The organism is Quatrionicoccus australiensis (assembly GCF_020510425.1).
In the GTDB taxonomy this organism is placed as follows: Bacteria; Pseudomonadota; Gammaproteobacteria; order Burkholderiales; family Rhodocyclaceae; genus Azonexus; species Azonexus australiensis_A.
In genome coordinates this window covers 527,536-545,092 of the sequence record NZ_JAHBAH010000001.1, presented here as the reverse complement: position 1 = coordinate 545,092, position 17,557 = coordinate 527,536, and the positions used below count along the sequence as shown (strand labels likewise).

Annotated in this window: 22 protein-coding genes; 7 read left to right on the top strand and 15 right to left on the bottom strand. The window is 60.7% G+C overall.

The genetic code is table 11. The annotated features are described in order from the left end of the window. Positions 1-146 precede the first annotated feature (146 nt). Entirely contained in the window at positions 147-1,436 is a 1,290-nt protein-coding gene (locus tag KIG99_RS02765) for a tetratricopeptide repeat protein (protein ID WP_226458716.1), read from the bottom strand. 221 nt (positions 1,437-1,657) lie between these two features. Between KIG99_RS02765 and KIG99_RS02760 the strand changes: the two genes are divergently transcribed. Continuing rightward, a complete protein-coding gene (locus KIG99_RS02760) occupies positions 1,658-2,305 on the top strand; it encodes a transglutaminase-like cysteine peptidase (protein ID WP_226458715.1) in 648 nt (215 codons plus the stop codon). A 124-nt stretch (positions 2,306-2,429) separates the two neighbouring features. Continuing rightward, positions 2,430-4,505, top strand: coding sequence for an HD domain-containing phosphohydrolase (locus tag KIG99_RS02755; protein ID WP_226458714.1), 2,076 nt, complete (start codon positions 2,430-2,432; stop codon positions 4,503-4,505). Positions 4,506-4,544: 39 nt separating this feature from the next. Here KIG99_RS02755 and KIG99_RS02750 read toward each other — a convergent pair whose 3' ends face one another. Beyond that, positions 4,545-5,036, bottom strand: coding sequence for a TlpA family protein disulfide reductase (locus tag KIG99_RS02750; RefSeq protein WP_226458713.1), 492 nt, complete (start codon positions 5,034-5,036; stop codon positions 4,545-4,547). 214 nt (positions 5,037-5,250) lie between these two features. Here KIG99_RS02750 and KIG99_RS02745 point away from each other — a divergent pair, with 214 nt between their 5' ends. The 3 genes from KIG99_RS02745 to KIG99_RS02735 are packed head-to-tail and all read left to right on the top strand — an operon-like array spanning position 5,251 to position 6,796. Next, positions 5,251-5,718 carry a hypothetical protein gene (locus KIG99_RS02745; RefSeq protein ID WP_226458712.1) on the top strand — a complete coding sequence of 156 codons (468 nt, stop codon included), beginning with the start codon at positions 5,251-5,253 and terminating at the stop codon, positions 5,716-5,718. Then, positions 5,718-6,320: an SCO family protein gene (locus KIG99_RS02740; protein WP_226458711.1), complete on the top strand. Its 603-nt coding sequence runs from the start codon at positions 5,718-5,720 to the stop codon at positions 6,318-6,320. The genes KIG99_RS02745 and KIG99_RS02740 overlap by 1 nt, the downstream gene beginning before the upstream one ends. A 14-nt stretch (positions 6,321-6,334) precedes the next feature. Next, entirely contained in the window at positions 6,335-6,796 is a 462-nt protein-coding gene (locus KIG99_RS02735) for a copper chaperone PCu(A)C (protein WP_226458709.1), read from the top strand. Between the two features lie 60 nt (positions 6,797-6,856). Here KIG99_RS02735 and KIG99_RS02730 read toward each other — a convergent pair whose 3' ends face one another. The 4 genes from KIG99_RS02730 to KIG99_RS02715 all read right to left on the bottom strand — a co-directional run bounded on the left by KIG99_RS02730 (position 6,857) and on the right by KIG99_RS02715 (position 9,635). Next, a complete protein-coding gene (locus KIG99_RS02730; RefSeq protein ID WP_226458708.1) occupies positions 6,857-7,384 on the bottom strand; it encodes a response regulator transcription factor in 528 nt (175 codons plus the stop codon). A 5-nt stretch (positions 7,385-7,389) separates the two neighbouring features. Further along, the gene (locus KIG99_RS02725; RefSeq protein WP_226458707.1) at positions 7,390-8,661 is read right to left on the bottom strand and encodes an ATP-binding protein; all 1,272 of its coding nucleotides are present in this window, start codon (positions 8,659-8,661) and stop codon (positions 7,390-7,392) included. Positions 8,662-8,745: 84 nt separating this feature from the next. Beyond that, positions 8,746-9,357: an HD-GYP domain-containing protein gene (locus KIG99_RS02720; protein WP_226458705.1), complete on the bottom strand. Its 612-nt coding sequence runs from the start codon at positions 9,355-9,357 to the stop codon at positions 8,746-8,748. Positions 9,358-9,440: 83 nt separating this feature from the next. Then, positions 9,441-9,635, bottom strand: a complete 195-nt coding sequence (locus KIG99_RS02715) for a hypothetical protein (RefSeq protein WP_226440517.1) — start codon at positions 9,633-9,635, stop codon at positions 9,441-9,443. 71 nt (positions 9,636-9,706) lie between these two features. On the opposite strand from KIG99_RS02715, the gene KIG99_RS02710 reads away from it, so the two are divergent. After that, positions 9,707-9,907, top strand: a complete 201-nt coding sequence (locus KIG99_RS02710) for a hypothetical protein (RefSeq protein ID WP_226458703.1) — start codon at positions 9,707-9,709, stop codon at positions 9,905-9,907. A 112-nt stretch (positions 9,908-10,019) separates the two neighbouring features. Here the strand turns inward: KIG99_RS02710 and KIG99_RS02705 are convergent, their stop codons facing one another. The 6 genes from KIG99_RS02705 to KIG99_RS02680 form a co-directional block, all read right to left on the bottom strand. After that, complete coding sequence (locus KIG99_RS02705; protein ID WP_226440516.1) at positions 10,020-10,556, bottom strand: phasin family protein; 537 nt, start codon at positions 10,554-10,556, stop codon at positions 10,020-10,022. A 231-nt stretch (positions 10,557-10,787) separates the two neighbouring features. Further along, the gene (locus KIG99_RS02700; protein WP_226458702.1) at positions 10,788-12,092 is read right to left on the bottom strand and encodes a M18 family aminopeptidase; all 1,305 of its coding nucleotides are present in this window, start codon (positions 12,090-12,092) and stop codon (positions 10,788-10,790) included. Next, complete coding sequence (locus KIG99_RS02695; RefSeq protein WP_226458701.1) at positions 12,089-12,982, bottom strand: esterase/lipase family protein; 894 nt, start codon at positions 12,980-12,982, stop codon at positions 12,089-12,091. The genes KIG99_RS02700 and KIG99_RS02695 overlap by 4 nt, the downstream gene beginning before the upstream one ends. A 2-nt stretch (positions 12,983-12,984) precedes the next feature. Further along, the gene (gene dnaQ, locus KIG99_RS02690; RefSeq protein ID WP_226458699.1) at positions 12,985-13,698 is read right to left on the bottom strand and encodes a DNA polymerase III subunit epsilon; all 714 of its coding nucleotides are present in this window, start codon (positions 13,696-13,698) and stop codon (positions 12,985-12,987) included. Between the two features lie 2 nt (positions 13,699-13,700). Continuing rightward, positions 13,701-14,147 (bottom strand): ribonuclease HI, encoded by a 447-nt coding sequence (rnhA, locus tag KIG99_RS02685; protein WP_226458698.1) that lies wholly within the window; start codon positions 14,145-14,147, stop codon positions 13,701-13,703. After that, positions 14,144-14,866 carry a class I SAM-dependent methyltransferase gene (locus tag KIG99_RS02680; RefSeq protein WP_226458696.1) on the bottom strand — a complete coding sequence of 241 codons (723 nt, stop codon included), beginning with the start codon at positions 14,864-14,866 and terminating at the stop codon, positions 14,144-14,146. Before KIG99_RS02680 ends, rnhA begins: the two co-directional genes overlap by 4 nt. A gap of 28 nt (positions 14,867-14,894) precedes the next feature. Between KIG99_RS02680 and gloB the strand changes: the two genes are divergently transcribed. Further along, positions 14,895-15,677, top strand: a complete 783-nt coding sequence (gloB, locus tag KIG99_RS02675) for a hydroxyacylglutathione hydrolase (protein WP_226458694.1) — start codon at positions 14,895-14,897, stop codon at positions 15,675-15,677. Here the strand turns inward: gloB and KIG99_RS02670 are convergent. From KIG99_RS02670 to KIG99_RS02660, 3 genes are all read right to left on the bottom strand, one after another. Then, on the bottom strand, positions 15,674-16,123 hold the full coding sequence (locus tag KIG99_RS02670) for a DUF2141 domain-containing protein (RefSeq protein WP_226458693.1): 450 nt from the start codon (positions 16,121-16,123) through the stop codon (positions 15,674-15,676). The two genes, gloB and KIG99_RS02670, sit on opposite strands and share 4 nt — an antisense overlap. Positions 16,124-16,204: 81 nt before the next feature. After that, positions 16,205-16,597 (bottom strand): response regulator, encoded by a 393-nt coding sequence (locus tag KIG99_RS02665; protein WP_226458691.1) that lies wholly within the window; start codon positions 16,595-16,597, stop codon positions 16,205-16,207. A 4-nt stretch (positions 16,598-16,601) separates the two neighbouring features. Then, the gene (locus KIG99_RS02660; protein ID WP_226458690.1) at positions 16,602-17,552 is read right to left on the bottom strand and encodes a GGDEF domain-containing response regulator; all 951 of its coding nucleotides are present in this window, start codon (positions 17,550-17,552) and stop codon (positions 16,602-16,604) included. Between the last annotated feature and the right edge of the window lie 5 nt (positions 17,553-17,557).

Genomic DNA, 17,557 nt, shown 5'->3' with positions numbered 1-17,557 from the left:
TGAAACAGTTTGGCGTACTTTCACTCTAGCTTCTGGTCTGGTGATTGCAAGTGGAAAATGGTGCGGTTCCTACCATGAATCGGGGCTGTATCTTTGTGCAAGACACAGCCCCGAAAGAAGAAATACCTTGGAAGGAAAGGTATACCTTAGAAAGAGCGCGCGAGATTTACGCTGGTTACATCTCGTTCGTAGGTGTAGATGGACACGTTTGAGTGGTTTTCACTACGCAGCCAGCTGCCTGAGAGTTTCCAGTCTTTCATCAGGCCTTCCTTGAAGTTGTGGGCAAAGCCGATTTCGTAACGATTTTCGTATTCGTTGCGCGACATGTTGAAGACGGGTTCAACACCATCGTACTTGGCCTTGCGATAGCTGTAGCGGCCGAAGACGGAGCCATTTTGCCAAGTCGTCGCATTCACCCCGAGGAAGGCTTCCCAGCCACGGTTGGTAAAGCGGCTGTCATCTGCATCTTCTGTAAAGACATGGGCACCGCCTTGTGCGGCGAGTTTGCCCTGTAGGAAGAGGTGGCCATAGGAGACGCCCGTCGTGTAGAAAGCACTGTCGCGACCAATGTCGACTTCACGCTTGAACTTCTTTTGCAGAGCCATCGCATCCCAGGTCAATTCGCCATTGTTGAACTGCCAGGTGAAAGTGGGTGCAATCGAGGTGTACATCGCGAGGTGTACGCCACCAAGGTAGAGGTCATCAACCTGCAGGTTAATTTTGGAACGCCATTTTCCTGGTGCGATGAAGCCCGGGCCGGTTGCAATCGTCAGAGCCGTCAGGTCAAAGGCTCCTTCGTTGAAATAGCCCTTGTGATACAGGCCGGCGCTGGTTTGCCAAATGAAGCGGGCGGGAGTTTCGCCCATGCGCAGGACCAGCGGCGAGTTATAGGTGTGGGTCAGACCGGCTTGCAGAACACCGGCCCAGTCTTCCTTGGGTTGCGAACCTGGAGCCAGGACAAGGCCGCCGGGGAGGGTTGCGCCACTTGGCCCGACGTTGACATTGGTGTCATACAAGGCGCCGAGCGAAATCGAAGGTTCCCATGTGTGCGGCTTGGCTGTCAGTGCTGCTTCGTCGCGTTTGATCTGTGCGAGGAAGGTCAGAACGGCCAGGCGAACGTTTTCCGGCGTTTTCGGGTCATCAAGGACTTTCTGTGCTTGCTTGCTGGCCTGGGCGTAATCCAGCGCACGGAAGTAGGCAACAGCCAGTTCAAGGCGGGCACGGTGCAGGGACGGGTTGTTGCTCAGTACCGTTTCAAAGGCTTCAATCGAACTGAAGACCTGGCCCTGCTCGCGCAGGAAAATACCTTCCTTGAAAAGCTTTTCCGTATCGCTGGCTTCTTGGGCTGATGCTTGCGACAAACCGGCGAACAGCATCATGGCGGCAATAGTTGTACGAGTGAAAAGACCGACAGTTCCTAGTTTTCCAGCATTCATGTATCGTTCCTCAAGAGCAAGAATTATTGTGACAAGATGTAAATTTTTGTTACAGGGATTGTATCGGCTTGGTGTGCAAGTGTCTTATTTAAAATGGGTTTGAGCATGATTTGATGCGATTGTGTGGCATTCATGTCAAGGCGGTTTTTGAGGTCGCTGGCGCTATTTTTCTTTGAGGGATGTTTCTGTTTAACCTTGAATACCTTTCCTGAATACACATTGTGTCCTTTGCCTCTCCTTTTCAGCGAATAGCTTTCCTGTTGCTATGGGGTATTTGCTCGCTATCCGTTCCCGGGTATGCACAGGGGCCGATTGCGGATAACCGTCTGTTCAATTACAGCGAGGAGCGCAAGGAAGGTTTCGGGATGTTCCCGCAATGGGTTTCGGTCATGCGTCGTCACCAAGGTGATCTGGCAACGCCGGAAAATTGTCCGGTTAACCTCTGCAAAGTGCCGGAATGGCTGCAATTTATTGCCTCCTTGCGTGGGCGAGGTTCACGGGAGCAGTTAATTGCAGTCAATGAATTTGCCAACCGGTTCCGCTACGTCCTTGATCAGGACAATTATGGTCGCTCGGATTACTGGGCGATCCCCCGCGAATTTCTCACGCTGGGCGGTGATTGCGAGGATTTTGCAATCATCAAGTATTTTTCCCTGAGACAACTTGGCGTGTCCCCCGACGCGCTACGCATCGTTGTCGTCCAGGACACCAATTTACGCATTCCCCACGCAATACTGGCTGTCTATGCAGCGGAGGGAATCGTGATACTCGACAACCAGATTCGTGAGGTTATTCCTCATACGAAAATCTCGCACTATGTGCCGGTTTTCTCCCTCAACGAGCGTAACTGGTGGATGCATCTTCCATGACTGTAGACAGACTTCGTTCAATTGTTAAATCGCTTGGTAAATTCTATGATCCCAAGACAGGGAATTTGGTGATCGATAGTTCTGCACCGCTTTTCCTGCATGCCTTCTCAGAGGTTTCATCATCATGAAAACAGTATCTTTGCGTTCGGGTTGGTTTCCGGCTCTGCTCGGCCTCATCGGCCTGTCGATTGTTGGTGGCTGGGCAATCCATGCCTACGTGGAGAAGGAAAAGTCGCGTGATCTTCAGGCTTGGGAGACATTGCTCGGGGTTGTTGCCGATGGCCGCGTGCAAAGCGTCGGGCAATGGGTGGATAGCCAATCGCAAGTCCTCAAGGAACTTGCCGAAAATGCCTCAGTCCGTTTTTACGTGACGCAGTTGGCTGCCTCTACGGGAACGGAGCCCAGCAGTTCGGATGCCGCGCAATTGGGCTACCTGCGTAATTTGCTCGAATCGACGGCGGGGCGCGGCGGGTTTTCGGTAGCGACCGGGCAAGCCAAGATTCCCGCCAACATCGATCTGGCATCGGATTCCGGGATTGTGATCGTTGATGCTGCGGGCAAAAAGGTGGCTGAAACGGCGGGTTTCCGTATTAACAAGACGCTGGAAAGCAGCTTGTTGCAGGCCATCAAGCAAGGTAAGCCGGCGATTCAGGATTTCTTTGAAAATGAGCGTGGCGAGGTGGTGGTTGGATTTATTGTGCCGATTTACCCGGTTGCCATGACGGACTCGGGCCAGCAGGCAATCGGTGCCATTGCCGGCGTCAAGCGGGCGCGTGATGAGTTGTTTCCGCTGTTTTCCCGGCGTAGCACGCTGAGTGGTTCTGGCGAAGCTGTGCTGTTGCGCAAGGAAGGCGAATTTGTCGATATCGTGTCGCCCATGGCGGACGGTACCGGGCCCTTGCGCAAACGCATCCCCGTGGCGAATGGTGGCCTGGCTGAAATCCAGGCGTGGTCGAATCCAGGCAGTTTCGTTATGGCGGCGGATCATGGTGGACGCGATGTGCTGGCTGTGAGCCGGGGTTTTCGCCAGGCACCCTGGGTTCTGATCGAGAAAGTTGATGCGCTTGAGGCGATGCGGGAGTCGGATGGGCATCAACGCTTTTTGCTGACTTCGCTGACTCTGGCAGCTCTGGTGATCGCAGCTTGTCTTGGTGTTGCCTGGTGGCATGGTGCGACCGTCAAGGAGCGTAGTGCAGCGCAGGCCTTGCGCGAAAAGGCCGATGAACTGGAGAACCAGTCGGCGCTCCTGCAAGGGGTCATGGATGGCAGCCCTGATTTGCTTTTTATCATGGAGGGCGAGCGCCTCTGGTTCTGCAACAAGGCCTTTGGGGCAATGGTTGGCGAGCCGTCGGATAATCTCCGAGGCAAAACGCTATCGAGCGTTATGGGGCCGGCCGCGGCGAAGATTGTCGAGGCGCTGGTTGCAGAAAGTTTTGCTGCATCCATGCCCGTGTCGCGGATGATCGAGGATGGTCAGGCCGGGATGTCCGGCAGTCAGTATTTCACGGCGGTGCCGATCCATATTTCGCGTGAGAGCGGGCTGGTCCTTTGTCTTTGCCGCGACATGTCGGCCGAGCGTGCCGAGCAGTCGAAACGCCAGGGGTTGATGAAGCACCTGGTTGGCGTTCTTAGCTCCATCGTTGATTTGCACGATCCGTACTGCGCCGGGCATTCGATGCGGACGGCGCAGGTTGCTGCTGCGCTGGCGCGAGAACTCGGTCTGGACGAGGGAACGCAGGCCGCGCTGGAAATGGCGGCCCGCCTGGCCAACGTCGGGAAGATATTCCTGCCCCGCGAACTACTGACCAAGACGGAGGCGCTCAACCCTGCAGAGCAGGCCTTGGTGCACTCGCATGTTCAGCGCACGCTTGATTTGCTCAAGGGAATCGACTTTGAGGGGGGCGTTCTGGAAATAATTGCCCAGAAGAGTGAACACATGGATGGCAGTGGCTATCCGGCGGGTCTGAGTGATGGCCAATTGCTTCTGGAGAGCCGCATTCTCGCGGTGGCGAATGCTTTTGTGGCCATGGTCAGCGCTCGCGCCTACCGGGCTGGTGTGCCGGTACAGGAAACGCTGGATAAATTGCTGGGTGATGCGGGAAAAAAATACGATCGCCATGTTGTGGCGGCGTTGTTCCATGTTGCCGAAAATCGCCCGGAATGGATTTCCTGGTCGGCTCCCGGGGCCGATGACAAGTAGCTGGCTGTGCTGCAGGCGCCTTGTTGCAGGCGCCGCTGCCTATTTTTTCAGTAGCTGGATGCCGGCGGTATCCAGGTCGCTCTTTTTGAGAATGCCGATTTTCTGCCCGACGACGCGACCATCCTGATCGATGAATAGTGTGTACGGCAGGCCGCCGAGCTTGTTGCCCAGCGCCAGCATCAGCGGAATTCCCTTGTCCTTGGCGATGAAAACCGGGTAGTCGATTTTCTGGTTGCTGACAAATTCGCGGACCGGGCCAGCCTGGTCTTCAATGCCGATGCCGAGAATCTCGACTTTCCCTTTCTGTGCCTGCCGGAACTTGATCAGTTCGGGAATTTCCGCCCGGCAGGGCGCGCACCAGCGCGCCCAGAAATTGACGACCAACGGCTTGCCCTTGTAGCGTTCCAGTGCAACCGGCTTGTCGTCGAGGTCATGCAGCGTCGCCGCAAAAAGCGGGGCGGAGGCCGGCATGTTCTGGGCAAATGCCTGGCTGCTGATGACGAGGCAGAAAATGGCGAGAAGGTTTTTCATGGTTCGAGTGCGGCTTTCCTCTGGGGGGGTGATGATAAACAAGAGCGGGGCCGCGTGGGGGCTTATTCCTGCTTGGTGCTCCGGTGTGGCCTGCGACAATTTGCCGCAGGTTCCAATGCCCCCAAATCGTGAAAAAATTACGTCCCATTGATTGCATCTGCCCGCTCTGGCGGACAATGCCATATTTCCTTTTGGCGAAAGACCGGTTACCGCTTTGAACAAGAAAATCCTGATTGACGCCATCGGTATCCTGCTGATTGCCCTAGTGGTGGTCGTTGGCTACAAGCTTTCCCCCATCCTGTTGCCCAAGGCTGATCTGACGGTGGAGCCGGAGTCCGGCTGTGATCTCCACCGGCGTGCCTGCAAGGCCTTGCTGCCCGGCGGAGGCAGTATCGAGCTGTCGAGCAGCGTGCAGCCAATTCCCATGGTCAAGCCCTTCACGGTGCAGGTGGTCGTGCGTGGTCTGGCGCCATCGCGGGTGATGGTTGATTTTGCCGGGATAGACATGAACATGGGCCTCAATCGCCCGGAGTTGCTCGATCAGGGAGATGGCCGTTTTGTTGCCGAGGCCACGCTGCCGGTGTGCATTACCGGTCAAATGGACTGGCAGGCAACTGTCCTCGTCGAAACCGGCAGTCAGCGGATTGCCATTCCCTATCGTTTCAGTGGAGGGCATGACTGATGTCCGAACGTATTCTGCTGGCCATTGCTGCCGCGCTGGCGGCTGCCGTGCTCGGTCTCGCGCTGTTCTGGCAACCCGAGCTACCGGAGCGTCCGTTGCCGGCACCTGCCGCCTTGTCGGGTGGCGACTTCACCCTGCTGGCGGCAAATGGCCCGTTTTCGCTGCACGATCTGCGCGGCAAGGTGGTGCTGCTCTATTTTGGCTATACCTATTGTCCGGACATCTGCCCGACTTCGCTGGCGGCGACCGCCGAGGGGCTGAAGCAACTGACGCCGGCAGAGCAGGCGAAGGTGGCGATGGTCTTCATTTCGGTTGATCCGGAGCGCGATACGCCGGCGCGCTTGAAGGAGTATGCCGAGTTCTTCCATCCGGCAATGCTGGGCGTGACCGGTACACCGGAAAGTCTGGCCGAAATTGCCCGGCGCTACGGCGTTTTCTATGCCCGTCAGCCGGTGGCCACGGCCGGTGGTGATTATGTGGTCGATCATTCGGCCGATACCTATGTCGTCGACGCCGCTGGCAAACTGGTTGGCAAGATCGCGCACGCGACGCCGCCGGATCAGGTGGTGCTGGCGATCCGCAAGTATTTGAATCAACCGTGAAGGAGTGCAGGCCCATGAAAAAGTTGTCTTTTTTGACCGCATGTCTGATGTTCTCGGCCGGCGTGCTGGCTGCCGCCGCTGATCAGATCAGCGTGGACAAACCCTATGTCCGCTTATTGCCGCCGGGCGCCCAGACGACGGGGGCATTCATGGTGATCCGCAACAGCGCGGACAAGGACGTAAAGTTGGTCAAGGCCGACAACCCGGCCTCGCGGGTGACCGAGTTGCACACCCATCTCAACGAAGGCGGTGTCATGAAAATGCGCCCGGTGGCGGCGATCGAGATCAAGGCGAAGGGTGAAGCCCTGTTGCAGCCAGGTGGCCTGCACATCATGCTGATCGATCTCAAGGCGCCGTTGAAGGAAGGCGACATCGTGCCGATTACGCTGGGTTTCGATGACGGCAGCAGCAAGAAGGTCGACGCCAAAGTCCTCAAGGCGGCGCCAGAGGCCGGGATGTCACACCATCAGCACTAGGCGGTTGACGTCCTGAAATGGGCGTTTTTCAGTGCAGGGGCCGGATTTGTCCGGCCCTTTTCAATTCTTGACCGGGTGTTTCGACAGTTTGCGTTGCAGCGTGCGCCTGTGCATCTTGAGGGCGCGGGCGGTAGCCGAGATGTTGCCGTCATTCTCATTGAGCACGCGCTGGATATGTTCCCATTCCAGGCGGTCGACCGATAGCGGCTCATCGGGCGCCGGCAGGTCGAGGTCGGGGCCTTCGTCATTGTCGAAGGCGCCGAGTATGGCTTCGATTTCGACCGGCTTGGCAAGGTACTGGATGGCGCCCAGCTTGATCGCATCGACGGCTGTGGTGATGCTGGCGTAGCCGGTGAGGACGACGATGCGGCAGGACGGGTTGATGGCCAGCAGTTCCGGAATCAGGGCCAGGCCGGAGGCACCGTTGAGATTGAGGTCAAGCACGATGCGCGGCGGCAGGTGCTCGCGGGCCAGACTCAGTGCGCTCGCCGGTTCGAGTGCACCGAGCGCGCGATGGCCGCGCCGCTCCAGCGTACGGATCAGGATGGCGTTGAAGCTCGGGTCGTCGTCAATGATCAGGGTGGGCATCGTTTTCAGTTGGTCAGGGGGAGTTCGATGCGGGCGAGGGCGCCGCCGGCATCCGGGTTGCTGAGCAGGAGCTTGCCGCCCAGTTGTTCGATGGCGGAGCGGGTCAGCATCAGGCCAATACCGCTGCCATGGGCGTGAGCGGGCAGTTTGCTTTGCCCGGCAACGGCGAGAACCTCTGCAGGAAAGCCCGGCCCTCGGTCATGGATGTCGATATTGAGCGTGCTGCCCGACCAACTCGGGCCAATTTCGATTTCCTTGCCGCCACAGGCATTCGCGGCGTTGTTGAGGAGATTGAGGATGGCCTGTTCGAGACGTGGGTCGGCTGCAATTTCCGGGGCTGGGCCTGTGCTGCCGCAGATCAGCCTGCTATTGGCCTGCGGCCGGATGGCGTGCCAGTGCAGGCGAATTTCGTCCAGCCAGCGGTCGACCGGCTGGCGCGGGGTGTTTTCCAGGCGTTCGGCGCCGGCCCGGCGCGACAGGCCGGTGATGATCTGCTTGCAGACGCCGATTTGCTGGCGTAGTTGCGCAATATCCTGGCGGGCGCTTTCCGGCAGTGCCGGATTGGCGGCGAAGTCATGCGCCAATTCGCCGGCGAGCAGGGCAATGGTGCCGAGCGGTGTGCCGAGTTCGTGGGCGGCACCGGCGGCCAGGGTGCCGATCGCCATCACCCGCTCGTCGCGCAGGCTCTGTTCGCGGGCGGCGGCCAGTTCGGCATCGCGCTCGCGGATCAGGCGGGTCATGCGCACGACAAACCAGGCGATCATCGCCGCCGAAACGGCAAAGGTCAGCCACATGCCGACCAGGTGCAGCTGGGTCGCCCGACTGGCATCGGCCACCGGCAGCGGGATGTAGAAAACCATCAGGAGCGAGTAGGCGGCAATCGCGACCAGCATGACACCCAGCACGCCGCGCGTCGGCAGGCTCAGGGCGGCGATGGCTACCGGTGGCAGGAGCAGCGAAATCAGCGGGTTGGTGGCGCCGCCGCTGAAAAAGACGAGGGCGCTCAGGGTGGCGATATCAACCAGCAACTGGCTGAACAATTCATGCGGCGTGGCGGCTGTTGCATCCTGCAGGCGCCACTGGGCAAAGGCATTGAAGAGGGCGGTAATGCCGATGATGGCCAGCAGCAAAGCCTGCTGCACGGGGATGGCGAGCAGACCGGGGGCGATCATCACGAGCAGGGCGGTGGCGCCGAGAACCGGCCAGCGGCTGGCGACCAGGCGGCGCAGGTTGGCCAGGTAGTCGCTTCCGTCTGAGGTGCTGGAGATAAAGGGCATGCCGCGGATTATCCGCGATTTGCGGCCGGATTCACTGCCTGGTCGGCTGCGACAATTTGCCGCAGTGGTGGCATTTGCCCGGTTTCAGGCGTCGTCGCGGGCGCGCATTTCCGATTTTTCGATGACGGCGGTAAAGGCGTGCAGCAGATCCGGGTCATGCTTGATGCCGCCTTCGCTGACCAGGATGTCCATGATCGCCTGATGGCGCCTGGCCTGGTGATAGGGGCGGGTGACGGCGATCGCGTCGTAGCTGTCGGCCAGCGAAAGAATGCGGGCGAACAAGGGAATGTCGGTCCCACAGAGTTTGTCCGGGTAGCCGGAACCGTCGAAATTCTCGTGATGGTGGCGGATGATGCGGGCGACTTCGGTCGACTTGTCGCTGCCCAGTGCCAGGATGATGCGCTCGCCGATCACGGTGTGTTGCTGCATGCAGGCCCATTCGTCTTCTTCGAACGGGGTTGCCTTGTGCAGCACCTGGTCCGGGATGCCGATCTTGCCGATATCGTGAAACTGCGCGCCGAGGGCCAGCAGTTCCAGTTCGCGCTGCGAGAAATCGAGATGAATGCCCAGTTCGGCCGACAGCTGGACGACCCGTTCGGAGTGCGCCCGAGTGTGAAGGTCACGCTCGCCCAACGCCGTGCTCAGCGATTGGGCAATCTTGATCAGGGGAACGGCATCGCATTGGCTGTGCGACATGGGCAGGCTCCGGATTTGTGCAAATGTGAAGTGTTGACCGTTGGTGCTGACCAGAGGTTCAGTACCCGGGGCTGCAGGCGCTTTCAGTCGAGTGTTTTCTCGATCTCGGCAAGCAGGCGCAGGGCACGTTCGCGGTTCTTGGCAATGGCGGCGGCGCGGCCGGCGACATCGGCTGTTTCGGCCTGCGAGTTTTCGATCAGCACTTGATGCAGGCTTCGGCCACCCAGGGCAGCTTCGAGCATGCGATCAGCTTCTGCGTTCAGGTCATTTTCAGGCATTGCAATCTCCAATCGGAACAGTCGCAGCTTTTAACCGTTTCTCGGCAGTGAGTAAAGCGGAAAGCGAAATCATGATCAACGGCGCAGCGCCAAATCCGGCGAGCCGCCATTGCACAGTCGGTTTGCGGGCGATTGCGCCAGCGTATCGACAGGCAAAAAGAAGCCCACACGAGGTGGGCTTAAATCCATTTCTTGGAGGAGATGGAGGAGACAGGAATCAGTATGCCTATTTAAATGCTGCGCTGCAACAAAAAATTTGTGTCATTTGGTAACAAGCGAAAATATTCACGCATAGCCCTGTCGCAGCAGCCTTTTCCTCCGATTTTCAGGCAATAAAAAACCCCGCAACCAGTGCGGGGCTTTCGGGTATTGCCTGACCTGATATTACTTGGTCTTCTTGGCAGCAGCAGTTGCAGCCTTGGTTGCCGTGGCGATGTTGGCCTGGGCAGCTTCAGCGAATTGCTTTGCAACCGAATTCATGTTGCCGAAAGCCGAGTTGGCAGCAGCGATGGCGTTCTGGATGGCGGCAACAGCACCTTCGGAACCGGCCGGGGCAGACTTGGCAGCCATTTCCAGCATGCCGGCAACCGACTTCTGGAAGTCGCCGAACTGGGCTTCAACCATCTTGGCCAGTTCTTGCTGGGTCTGGGAGGTGATTTCGTAAACCGAGCGGGTGTAGGCAACAGCCTTTTCAACAGCCGGTTGGGCCAGGGCGGTTTGAGCAGCCAGGGCTTCCTTCGGATCCTTGGCACCCATCACGGCCTTGACGCCGGAAACGGTGTCTTCCAGGGAAGCGCGGGCGGTGTTCAGGTTCAGGGCAGCGATGCGTTCGGCAGAAGCCAGGGCGGTGTTGGCAACCGACAGCAGGGAATCAACGGTAGCTTTGTTGGCGGCGGCGAATTGTTCGGTATTGATGGACATGTATGTCTCCAGAGTTTGGTTGTCGATGTGTTCGCGTTCAGTATAACGCACTAAATTTCAAAATGGTGCACTGCAACAAAATGTTTTTGCTGATGAAGATCGCATTGCCTTTTGCCAGTTTGCTGCATCGACGGTGATCAATTCATTTTTGCCAAACGCGGCATGCGTTTGCTCAAAACTTGGGCAATGACGAAAACGGATATTACGATCAAATATCGGTTTGGTGTTGGCTTATTCGGCGAACGCACCGGACAGGGCCGCGATCATGTAGTGATGGTCGAGTACGCCGGCACTTTCGCGGATGCTGTGCATGGCCCACATCGGCGCGCCGACATCGACGCTGGCAATGCCGAGCCGGGCGGCGACGATCGGTCCGATCGTGCTGCCGCAGCCGAGATCGGTGCGGTGCGCGTACTGCTGGCAAGGTACGCCGGCTTTCGCGCAGATCGCCATGAAGCGCGCGGCGCTGTTGCTGTCCGTGCTGTAACGCTGGTTGGCATTGCTTTTGATCACCGGGCCGGCGTTGACCGTGACGCGATGGCAGGGCTCGTAAGCGGCGGGGAAATTCGGGTGCCAGGCATGCGCCATGTCGGCGCTGATGAAAAAGCTGCGCGCCAGCATGCGGCGCTGGTCCTCGGCATCGAGCCCGGCCTGGCCGGCGAGGCGGGCGAGCACATCCAGGACGAAGCTGCCGCCGGCGCCGGCGGCACTTTCGCTGCCGACTTCCTCGTGATCAAAAAAGGCGCACAGGCAGGTGGCGGCCGGGGCCGGCGTGGCGAGCAGGGCGCTCAGCGCGGCATGGCAGGAGGCCAGGTTGTCGAGCTGGCTGTTGGCGATGAATTCACGGTCGACGCCCCACAAACTGCCTTTTTGCGTGTCGTAGGCATTCAGTTCCCAGGTCAGCAGATCGTCCGGGGCAACGCCGAGCGCGGCGGCGATCGGTGCCCGGAAGTGCGCCTCGGCCTTGCTGCCATCTTCGGAAACGCCGAGCAGCAGCGGCAGTTCGGTCTGCTTGTTGAACTTGAGGCCGCTCTCGTTGACCTCGCGGTTCATGTGGATGGCGAGATTGGGCAGGCGCAGCAACGGCGTGTCGAAGCGCACCAGGCGGCTGACGTGACCGGCGCCGCTGCGCACATTGACGCGGCCGGCCAGCGACAGGTCGCGGTCGGCAAAGGTGGCGAGGATCGGCCCGCCATAGACTTCGACGCCGAGGCGCACCATGCCGGCGGCGTCTTCCGCCGGTTTCGGCTTGAGGCGCAGGCCGGGCGAGTCGGTATGGGCGCCGATCAGGCGCAGGCCGCTCTCGGTGAGCGGCTGGCTGCCGACGACGAAGGCGATGATCGAGGAGCCGCCGCGCACGACGTAATACTTGCCGCCGCTTTCAAGCGCCCAGCGGTCGACCTCTTCCAGAGGGCAAAAACCGGCCGCCTGCAGGCGGCTTGCGCAGGTCTGCACGGCGTGCCACGGACTCGGGCTGGCGTCGATGAAGTCGAGCAGGTCCTGGGCCTGGGCGTACTGGGCGGCGGTGATCTTCATGCGTTGTTTTCTCCGGTGTTGGCGCATTCGGCGATGACGATCGCGGCGATGGCCGGGTCGTAGAGCTGGGCGATGTGGCCGCTCGGCGGCAGTTCGACGTCACGGGCGCCGGGCAGTTTCTGCAGGTCCTGCGGCATGACGAAATTGTCGTAGGGGTTGCGCAGGCTGACGCAGGGAACGCCGGGTTTTTCGCCGGCCATGTCGGTCAGCCACAGCGAACCGGGTTCCATCTCGCGCGCGTTGTGGCCGATGCCGAAGCGGGCGAGCGCCGTACCCTGGTGCGGCGTGGACAGCGTGATCAGCTTGCCGACCCGGCTGCCACCATGGCGCGCCAGGTAGCAGCGGCAGACCAGGCCGCCCATGCTGTGCGCGACCAGCGTGACGCGCTTGGCACCGGTGGCGGCGCAGACTTCCTCGATGCGCTGGTTGAGTTGCGGTTCGAGCTTGCCCAGGTTGGCGACCGGCGGCGTCAGGCTGACCGTGGCGACGACATGGCCGGCGGCTTCGAGGCGCCGGCGCAGGCTGCTCCAGGCACCGCGGCTGCAGCCGTAACCGTGCACCAGCACGATCGGCCGGGCACAGGGACGCAGGCGGTCGGCCGGCATCCACAGGCGTTCGAAGGGCAGGGTCAGGATGAAGAGGCGCAGGAAGGCGAGGTATTCGACGGCTATCATCCTGAGCATCGCCTTGCTGCTCATCGGCTTGGCCGGTGAGCCCAGGATGATGGCGAAAACCCAGGTCGTCGTGTTGATGGCAGCACGCACGCCGAGCAGGCCGCCGATGGCGCCGGCGATCGCGAACGGCCAGTCGGCATGCAGACCGAGGCGGCCGATTGCCAGATAGGTGCCGATTTCGAGGACGAGCCAGAACAGCAGGGCGAGCGGCACCATGCTCAGGCGGCCGTTTCGGGTTTCGGCAACCAGATGCAGGCGCCCTTGGATTCCTTGTCGATGCCGGCCAGTACGCGCTCGTGTTCGGCGATTTCCTCGGCGGCGGCACGGCGTACGATGAGCGGCTTCCTTTGCCGGACCAGACCGTCGGCGCCGAGTTGCGGCCGGACTTCGGTGTCGGGCTCGATCATCAGGCTGTTCTGGCCGCGCGTCATGGCCAGGAAGACGTCGGCGAGCAGTTCCGTGTCGAGCAGCGCGCCGTGCAGGGTACGGCCGGAGTTGTCGATCTCGTAGCGTTCGCACAGTGCGTCGAGGCTGTTGCGCTTGCCCGGATGCAGGTCCTTGGCCATGCGCAGGGTGTCGATGACGCCGCTGCAGATGGTTTCGACCGGCACGCGGTCGAGGCGGCGCAGTTCGGCGTTGAGGAAGCCGATGTCGAACGGCGCGTTGTGGATGATCAGCTCGGCGCCGTTGATGAATTCGAGGAACTCGTCGGCGATGTCGGCGAATTTCGGTTTGTCGGCCAAAAACTCCAGCGAAATGCCGTGCACCGCCTGGGCGCCTTCGTCGATGGCGCGTTCCGGGTTGGTGTATTTGTGCAGGTGGCGGCCGGTCAGGCGGCGATTCACCATTTCAATGCAGGCAACTTCGATGATGCGGTGGCCCGAGCGTGGGTCGAGGCCGGTGGTTTCGGTGTCGAGAACGATCTGTCGCATGTTCAGCCCTTCAATTCTTCAATGCCGCGATTGGCCAGGGCGTCGGCCCTTTCGTTTTCCGGGTGGCCGGCATGGCCCTTGACCCAGACCCACTCCAGCTTGTGCTGTTTGACCTGGGCGTCGAGCTGCTGCCAGAGATCGGCGTTCTTCACCGGCTTCTTGTCGGAAGTCTTCCAGCCGTTGCGTTTCCAGCCGTGGATCCACTCGTTGATGCCTTTCAGCACGTATTGCGAGTCGGTGTAGATCTTGCCGCCGACCGGGCGCTTCAGGGCTTCCAGGGCGCGGATCGCGGCGGTCAGTTCCATGCGGTTGTTGGTGGTTTCCTTCTCGCTGCCCCACAGCTCCTTCTCGTGCGGACCCTGGCGCAGGATGGCGCCCCAGCCGCCGGGGCCGGGATTGCCCTTGCAGGCGCCGTCGGTATAAATCTCTATGCTTGCTTCGCTACTCATTGTGTTTCCTTGTTGCATCCTTTTTGCGCGATCGGGCGCAGGGCCTTGGCGCGCACCATCTTCTTCCGCCAGTTCGGGGTGATCAGGCGCATGCCGTGCACGCGCTTGATGGCGCGCAGCAGGTAAACCCCGCCGGAAAAGTTCCACCAGCGCCGGCCGGCCTTTTCCATGAAATAGAGCCGGCGCAGCCATTGTTGTTGTTCGAGCGGCGGCACGTAGCAGCCGAAGCTGCCGCGGTCGACCTCGAAACCGAGCAGTTTCAGCCAGTCCTTGAGGCGGGCGGCAGCGAGGTAGCTGCCATTCCACGGGAAATCGCCGTGCCGCTTCAGGTAGCGCTTGACGCCCCAGAGCGAGAGCGGATTGAAGCCGGTGATGATGACCTGGCCTTCCGGAATCAGCACGCGTTCGATCTCGCGCAGGATCTGGTGCGGGTCGCTGCTGAATTCAAGAACGTGCGGCAGGACGATCAGGTCGATGCTTTGTGCGGTAAAGGGCAGGGCGGTGAAGTCGCAGCGCACATCGACGCCGCTGCAGGGGCCGGCGGTCTGGCGCAGGGCGATGCGGTTGCTGTGCAGGAAGTCGAATTGCGGCAGGCCGATCTGCAGCGCATTGAAGCCGAAAACGTCGGCGACCGCGGTGTCGAACCTGGCCTGTTCCCAGTCCAGCACGTAGCGGCCCTGGGCGGAATCGAGCCAGCGCTGCAGATCGGAATTTGACATCCGTTCCGGCTGGCTCGATAGTTCCGGCATGTTCTCTGTCTCTCTCATTCCCGCATTCAAGGATAACTACATCTGGCTGCTGACTTGCGGGCAGCGTGCCGCCGTTGTCGACCCGGGCGATGCCGCCCCGGTCATGGCCCGGCTCGAAGCCGACGGGCTGACGCTGGAGGCGATCCTGATCACCCATCATCATGCCGATCACCAGGGCGGTGTCGCTGCTCTCGTCGAGCGCTGGCAGCCCACGGTTTTTGCACCCGCCAGCGAGTCTATCACAGGCTGTAATCGCCCTTTGAGCGGCGGTGAAAGCATCGAAATTCTCGGGCAAATGATCGATGTGCTGGCCGTCCCCGGGCACACCCTGGGGCATCTGGCGTATTACGCGCCGGGCGCATTGTTCTGCGGCGACACCCTGTTCGGAGCCGGTTGCGGTCGCCTCTTCGAAGGCACGCCGGCCCAGATGGCGGACTCGCTCGAGCGCATCGCGGCCTTGCCCGACGCGACGCTGATTTACTGCGCGCACGAATATACCGAAGCCAACCTGCGCTTTGCCCTGGCCGTCGAGCCGGAAAATCCGGCAGTACAGGCGCGGGTTGCGAAAGTCGCCGCCTTGCGCGCCGCCGGGCTATCCAGTGTGCCATCGACGCTGGCCGAGGAAAAGGTGAGCAATCCCTTCCTGCGCTGCAGCGAGCCGACGGTTGTTGCTGCCGGCCTGCGGCATGCGGCGGCCAGGGGGTTTTCTGCTTCCGGCGCGGTCGACCGTTCAAAAACGGCAATTTTCGCGGCCATCCGCGACTGGCGAAACGGCTTCTAGTAACTGATTTCGATCTCGACCGTGGCTTCGTCGCCTTTCAGGTCGAAGGCGCTGTCGGCGAACTTTGGCGGTCCGAAGACCTTGGGGTTGTTCGACAGGCCATAACCTTCGGTCGGGAACATGCCCAGACGCAGATTGAGTTTGCCGTCCGAATTTTCATCGTGATAGGCCATGATCGCGTAACTGCCCGCCGCGAGGCCGTCGAAAACGAGGCGGACATCGTCCGGGGCGGCGGCGACGCTGACTACCTGCAGCGCCTGGACCTCCTTGCGGAAACTTTCCGGGGTGCGATAGAGCGAGGCGCGCAGCATGCCGTTGCTGTCGCGCACGTTTTTCAGGATGACGCTGATCCTGGCGGCCGGCTGGGCATGCTCGGCGCCGGTTGCGAGGAGTGGGGCACAGCAGAACGCGGCGAGCAGCAGGCAGGATGCTTGGTGTTTTTTCATGGTTCCTGGTCGGAAAGGCAGGTCGTGCCCGGACAGTAACACGCACGCCGAGGCCGGCGGCACATGCCGCACGGCACCGATTCAGCGATTCTTCTGGGCGAGGCGGCCGACGACTTTTTCGAGGGTGTCGAGCACGCGGGCAGCGTTGAAGGGTTTGACGATGAAACCGCTGGCGCCGCCCATGATCGACTCCTGGACGGTGTCCGGGTCGGCGTTGCTGGTGATCATCACGATGGCGGTTTCCGGGCGGGCCGCCTTGATTTCGGCGAGGGCTTCGAGACCGTCCTTTTCCGGCATCATGACGTCGAGGCAGACGATGTCCGGTTTCAGGCGATCGGCCATGTCGACCGCGATGGCGCCGTTGCGGGCTTCGCCGACGACTTCGTATTCTTCGCCGCGCAGCATGGCGCGCAGGATGCTGCGCATCATGTCGTTGTCGTCGACAATCATGATGGAGGTGCGTTTTCTGGCCATGGTCTCAGTGGCTGGCGGTCAGGGCAGGGCGGCCGACCCGGTCGCGGCCGTCGTCCTTGGCGTGGTAAAGCGCCTGGTCGGCAGCTTCGATCAGTTGCTCGAACTCGTCGCTGTCGCCCGGCGTGGCGGCAGCAATGCCGATGCTCAGGGTGACATGGCCGAATGGCGAGTCGCTGTGTGGAATATGCAGCGCGTGGATGGCATGCCGGATTTTTTCGGCCATGAACAGTGCGCCACCGATCTGGGTTTCCGGCAGGACGACGGCAAACTCCTCGCCGCCGTAGCGGGCGACGACATCGGCGGCGCGTTCCATGCAGCGCTGGATGGCGTTGGCTACCTGGCGCAGGCAGTCGTCTCCGGCCTGGTGGCCGTAGGTGTCGTTATAGCGTTTGAAATGATCGACGTCGCACATCAGCAGCGCCATGCTTGTCGAACCACGGCGGGCGCGCCGCCATTCGCGTGCGATGTATTCGTCGAACAGGCGCCGATTCGGAATGCCGGTCAGTCCGTCGCGGGCGGAGAGGCGCATCAGCTCCTGGTTGGCAATGTCAAGCTTGCGGGCAAGTACGACCAGAGAGGTGCGCATCTGGATGATGCGTTGCATGGCGCGAATCTTGGCGCCGAGCACGACTTCGCTGATCGGCTTGGTCAGGTAGTCGTCGCCGCCGGCGGCGATGCCTTTCTCGATATCCTCGTCCTTGTCGAGGGAGGAGAGAAAGATGATCGGTGTCCAGTTGCCGTTTTCCTCGAGGCCGCGGATGCGCTGGGCGACGGCAAACCCATCGATGTCGGGAAGAATCACGTCAAGCAGCACCATGTCCGGCCGCTCGGCCTGGAATACCTCGATGGCCCGCTCGCCGTTGTCGGCCTGGACAGCCGTCGCACCAAAACGCTGAACGTATTGCGTAATGATCAGCAGGCTGCTGTGGGTGTCTTCGACAATGAGAATTTTCATGGCAG

Coding starts and splice junctions, on each gene's coding strand:
- KIG99_RS02735 (WP_226458709.1), top strand. CDS start 6,335: ATGAAAAAGTTGTCTTTTTTGACCGCATGTCTGATGTTCTCGGCCGGC.
- KIG99_RS02730 (WP_226458708.1), bottom strand. CDS start 7,384: ATGCCCACCCTGATCATTGACGACGACCCGAGCTTCAACGCCATCCTG.
- rnhA (WP_226458698.1), bottom strand. CDS start 14,147: ATGAGTAGCGAAGCAAGCATAGAGATTTATACCGACGGCGCCTGCAAG.
- KIG99_RS02715 (WP_226440517.1), bottom strand. CDS start 9,635: ATGCCTGAAAATGACCTGAACGCAGAAGCTGATCGCATGCTCGAAGCT.
- KIG99_RS02750 (WP_226458713.1), bottom strand. CDS start 5,036: ATGAAAAACCTTCTCGCCATTTTCTGCCTCGTCATCAGCAGCCAGGCA.
- dnaQ (WP_226458699.1), bottom strand. CDS start 13,698: ATGCGACAGATCGTTCTCGACACCGAAACCACCGGCCTCGACCCACGC.
- KIG99_RS02755 (WP_226458714.1), top strand. CDS start 2,430: ATGAAAACAGTATCTTTGCGTTCGGGTTGGTTTCCGGCTCTGCTCGGC.
- KIG99_RS02725 (WP_226458707.1), bottom strand. CDS start 8,661: ATGCCCTTTATCTCCAGCACCTCAGACGGAAGCGACTACCTGGCCAAC.
- KIG99_RS02680 (WP_226458696.1), bottom strand. CDS start 14,866: ATGTCAAATTCCGATCTGCAGCGCTGGCTCGATTCCGCCCAGGGCCGC.
- KIG99_RS02670 (WP_226458693.1), bottom strand. CDS start 16,123: ATGAAAAAACACCAAGCATCCTGCCTGCTGCTCGCCGCGTTCTGCTGT.
- gloB (WP_226458694.1), top strand. CDS start 14,895: ATGTTCTCTGTCTCTCTCATTCCCGCATTCAAGGATAACTACATCTGG.
- KIG99_RS02720 (WP_226458705.1), bottom strand. CDS start 9,357: ATGTCGCACAGCCAATGCGATGCCGTTCCCCTGATCAAGATTGCCCAA.
- KIG99_RS02710 (WP_226458703.1), top strand. CDS start 9,707: ATGATCAACGGCGCAGCGCCAAATCCGGCGAGCCGCCATTGCACAGTC.
- KIG99_RS02705 (WP_226440516.1), bottom strand. CDS start 10,556: ATGTCCATCAATACCGAACAATTCGCCGCCGCCAACAAAGCTACCGTT.
- KIG99_RS02765 (WP_226458716.1), bottom strand. CDS start 1,436: ATGAATGCTGGAAAACTAGGAACTGTCGGTCTTTTCACTCGTACAACT.
- KIG99_RS02740 (WP_226458711.1), top strand. CDS start 5,718: ATGTCCGAACGTATTCTGCTGGCCATTGCTGCCGCGCTGGCGGCTGCC.
- KIG99_RS02695 (WP_226458701.1), bottom strand. CDS start 12,982: ATGGTGCCGCTCGCCCTGCTGTTCTGGCTCGTCCTCGAAATCGGCACC.
- KIG99_RS02660 (WP_226458690.1), bottom strand. CDS start 17,552: ATGAAAATTCTCATTGTCGAAGACACCCACAGCAGCCTGCTGATCATT.
- KIG99_RS02665 (WP_226458691.1), bottom strand. CDS start 16,597: ATGGCCAGAAAACGCACCTCCATCATGATTGTCGACGACAACGACATG.
- KIG99_RS02700 (WP_226458702.1), bottom strand. CDS start 12,092: ATGAAGATCACCGCCGCCCAGTACGCCCAGGCCCAGGACCTGCTCGAC.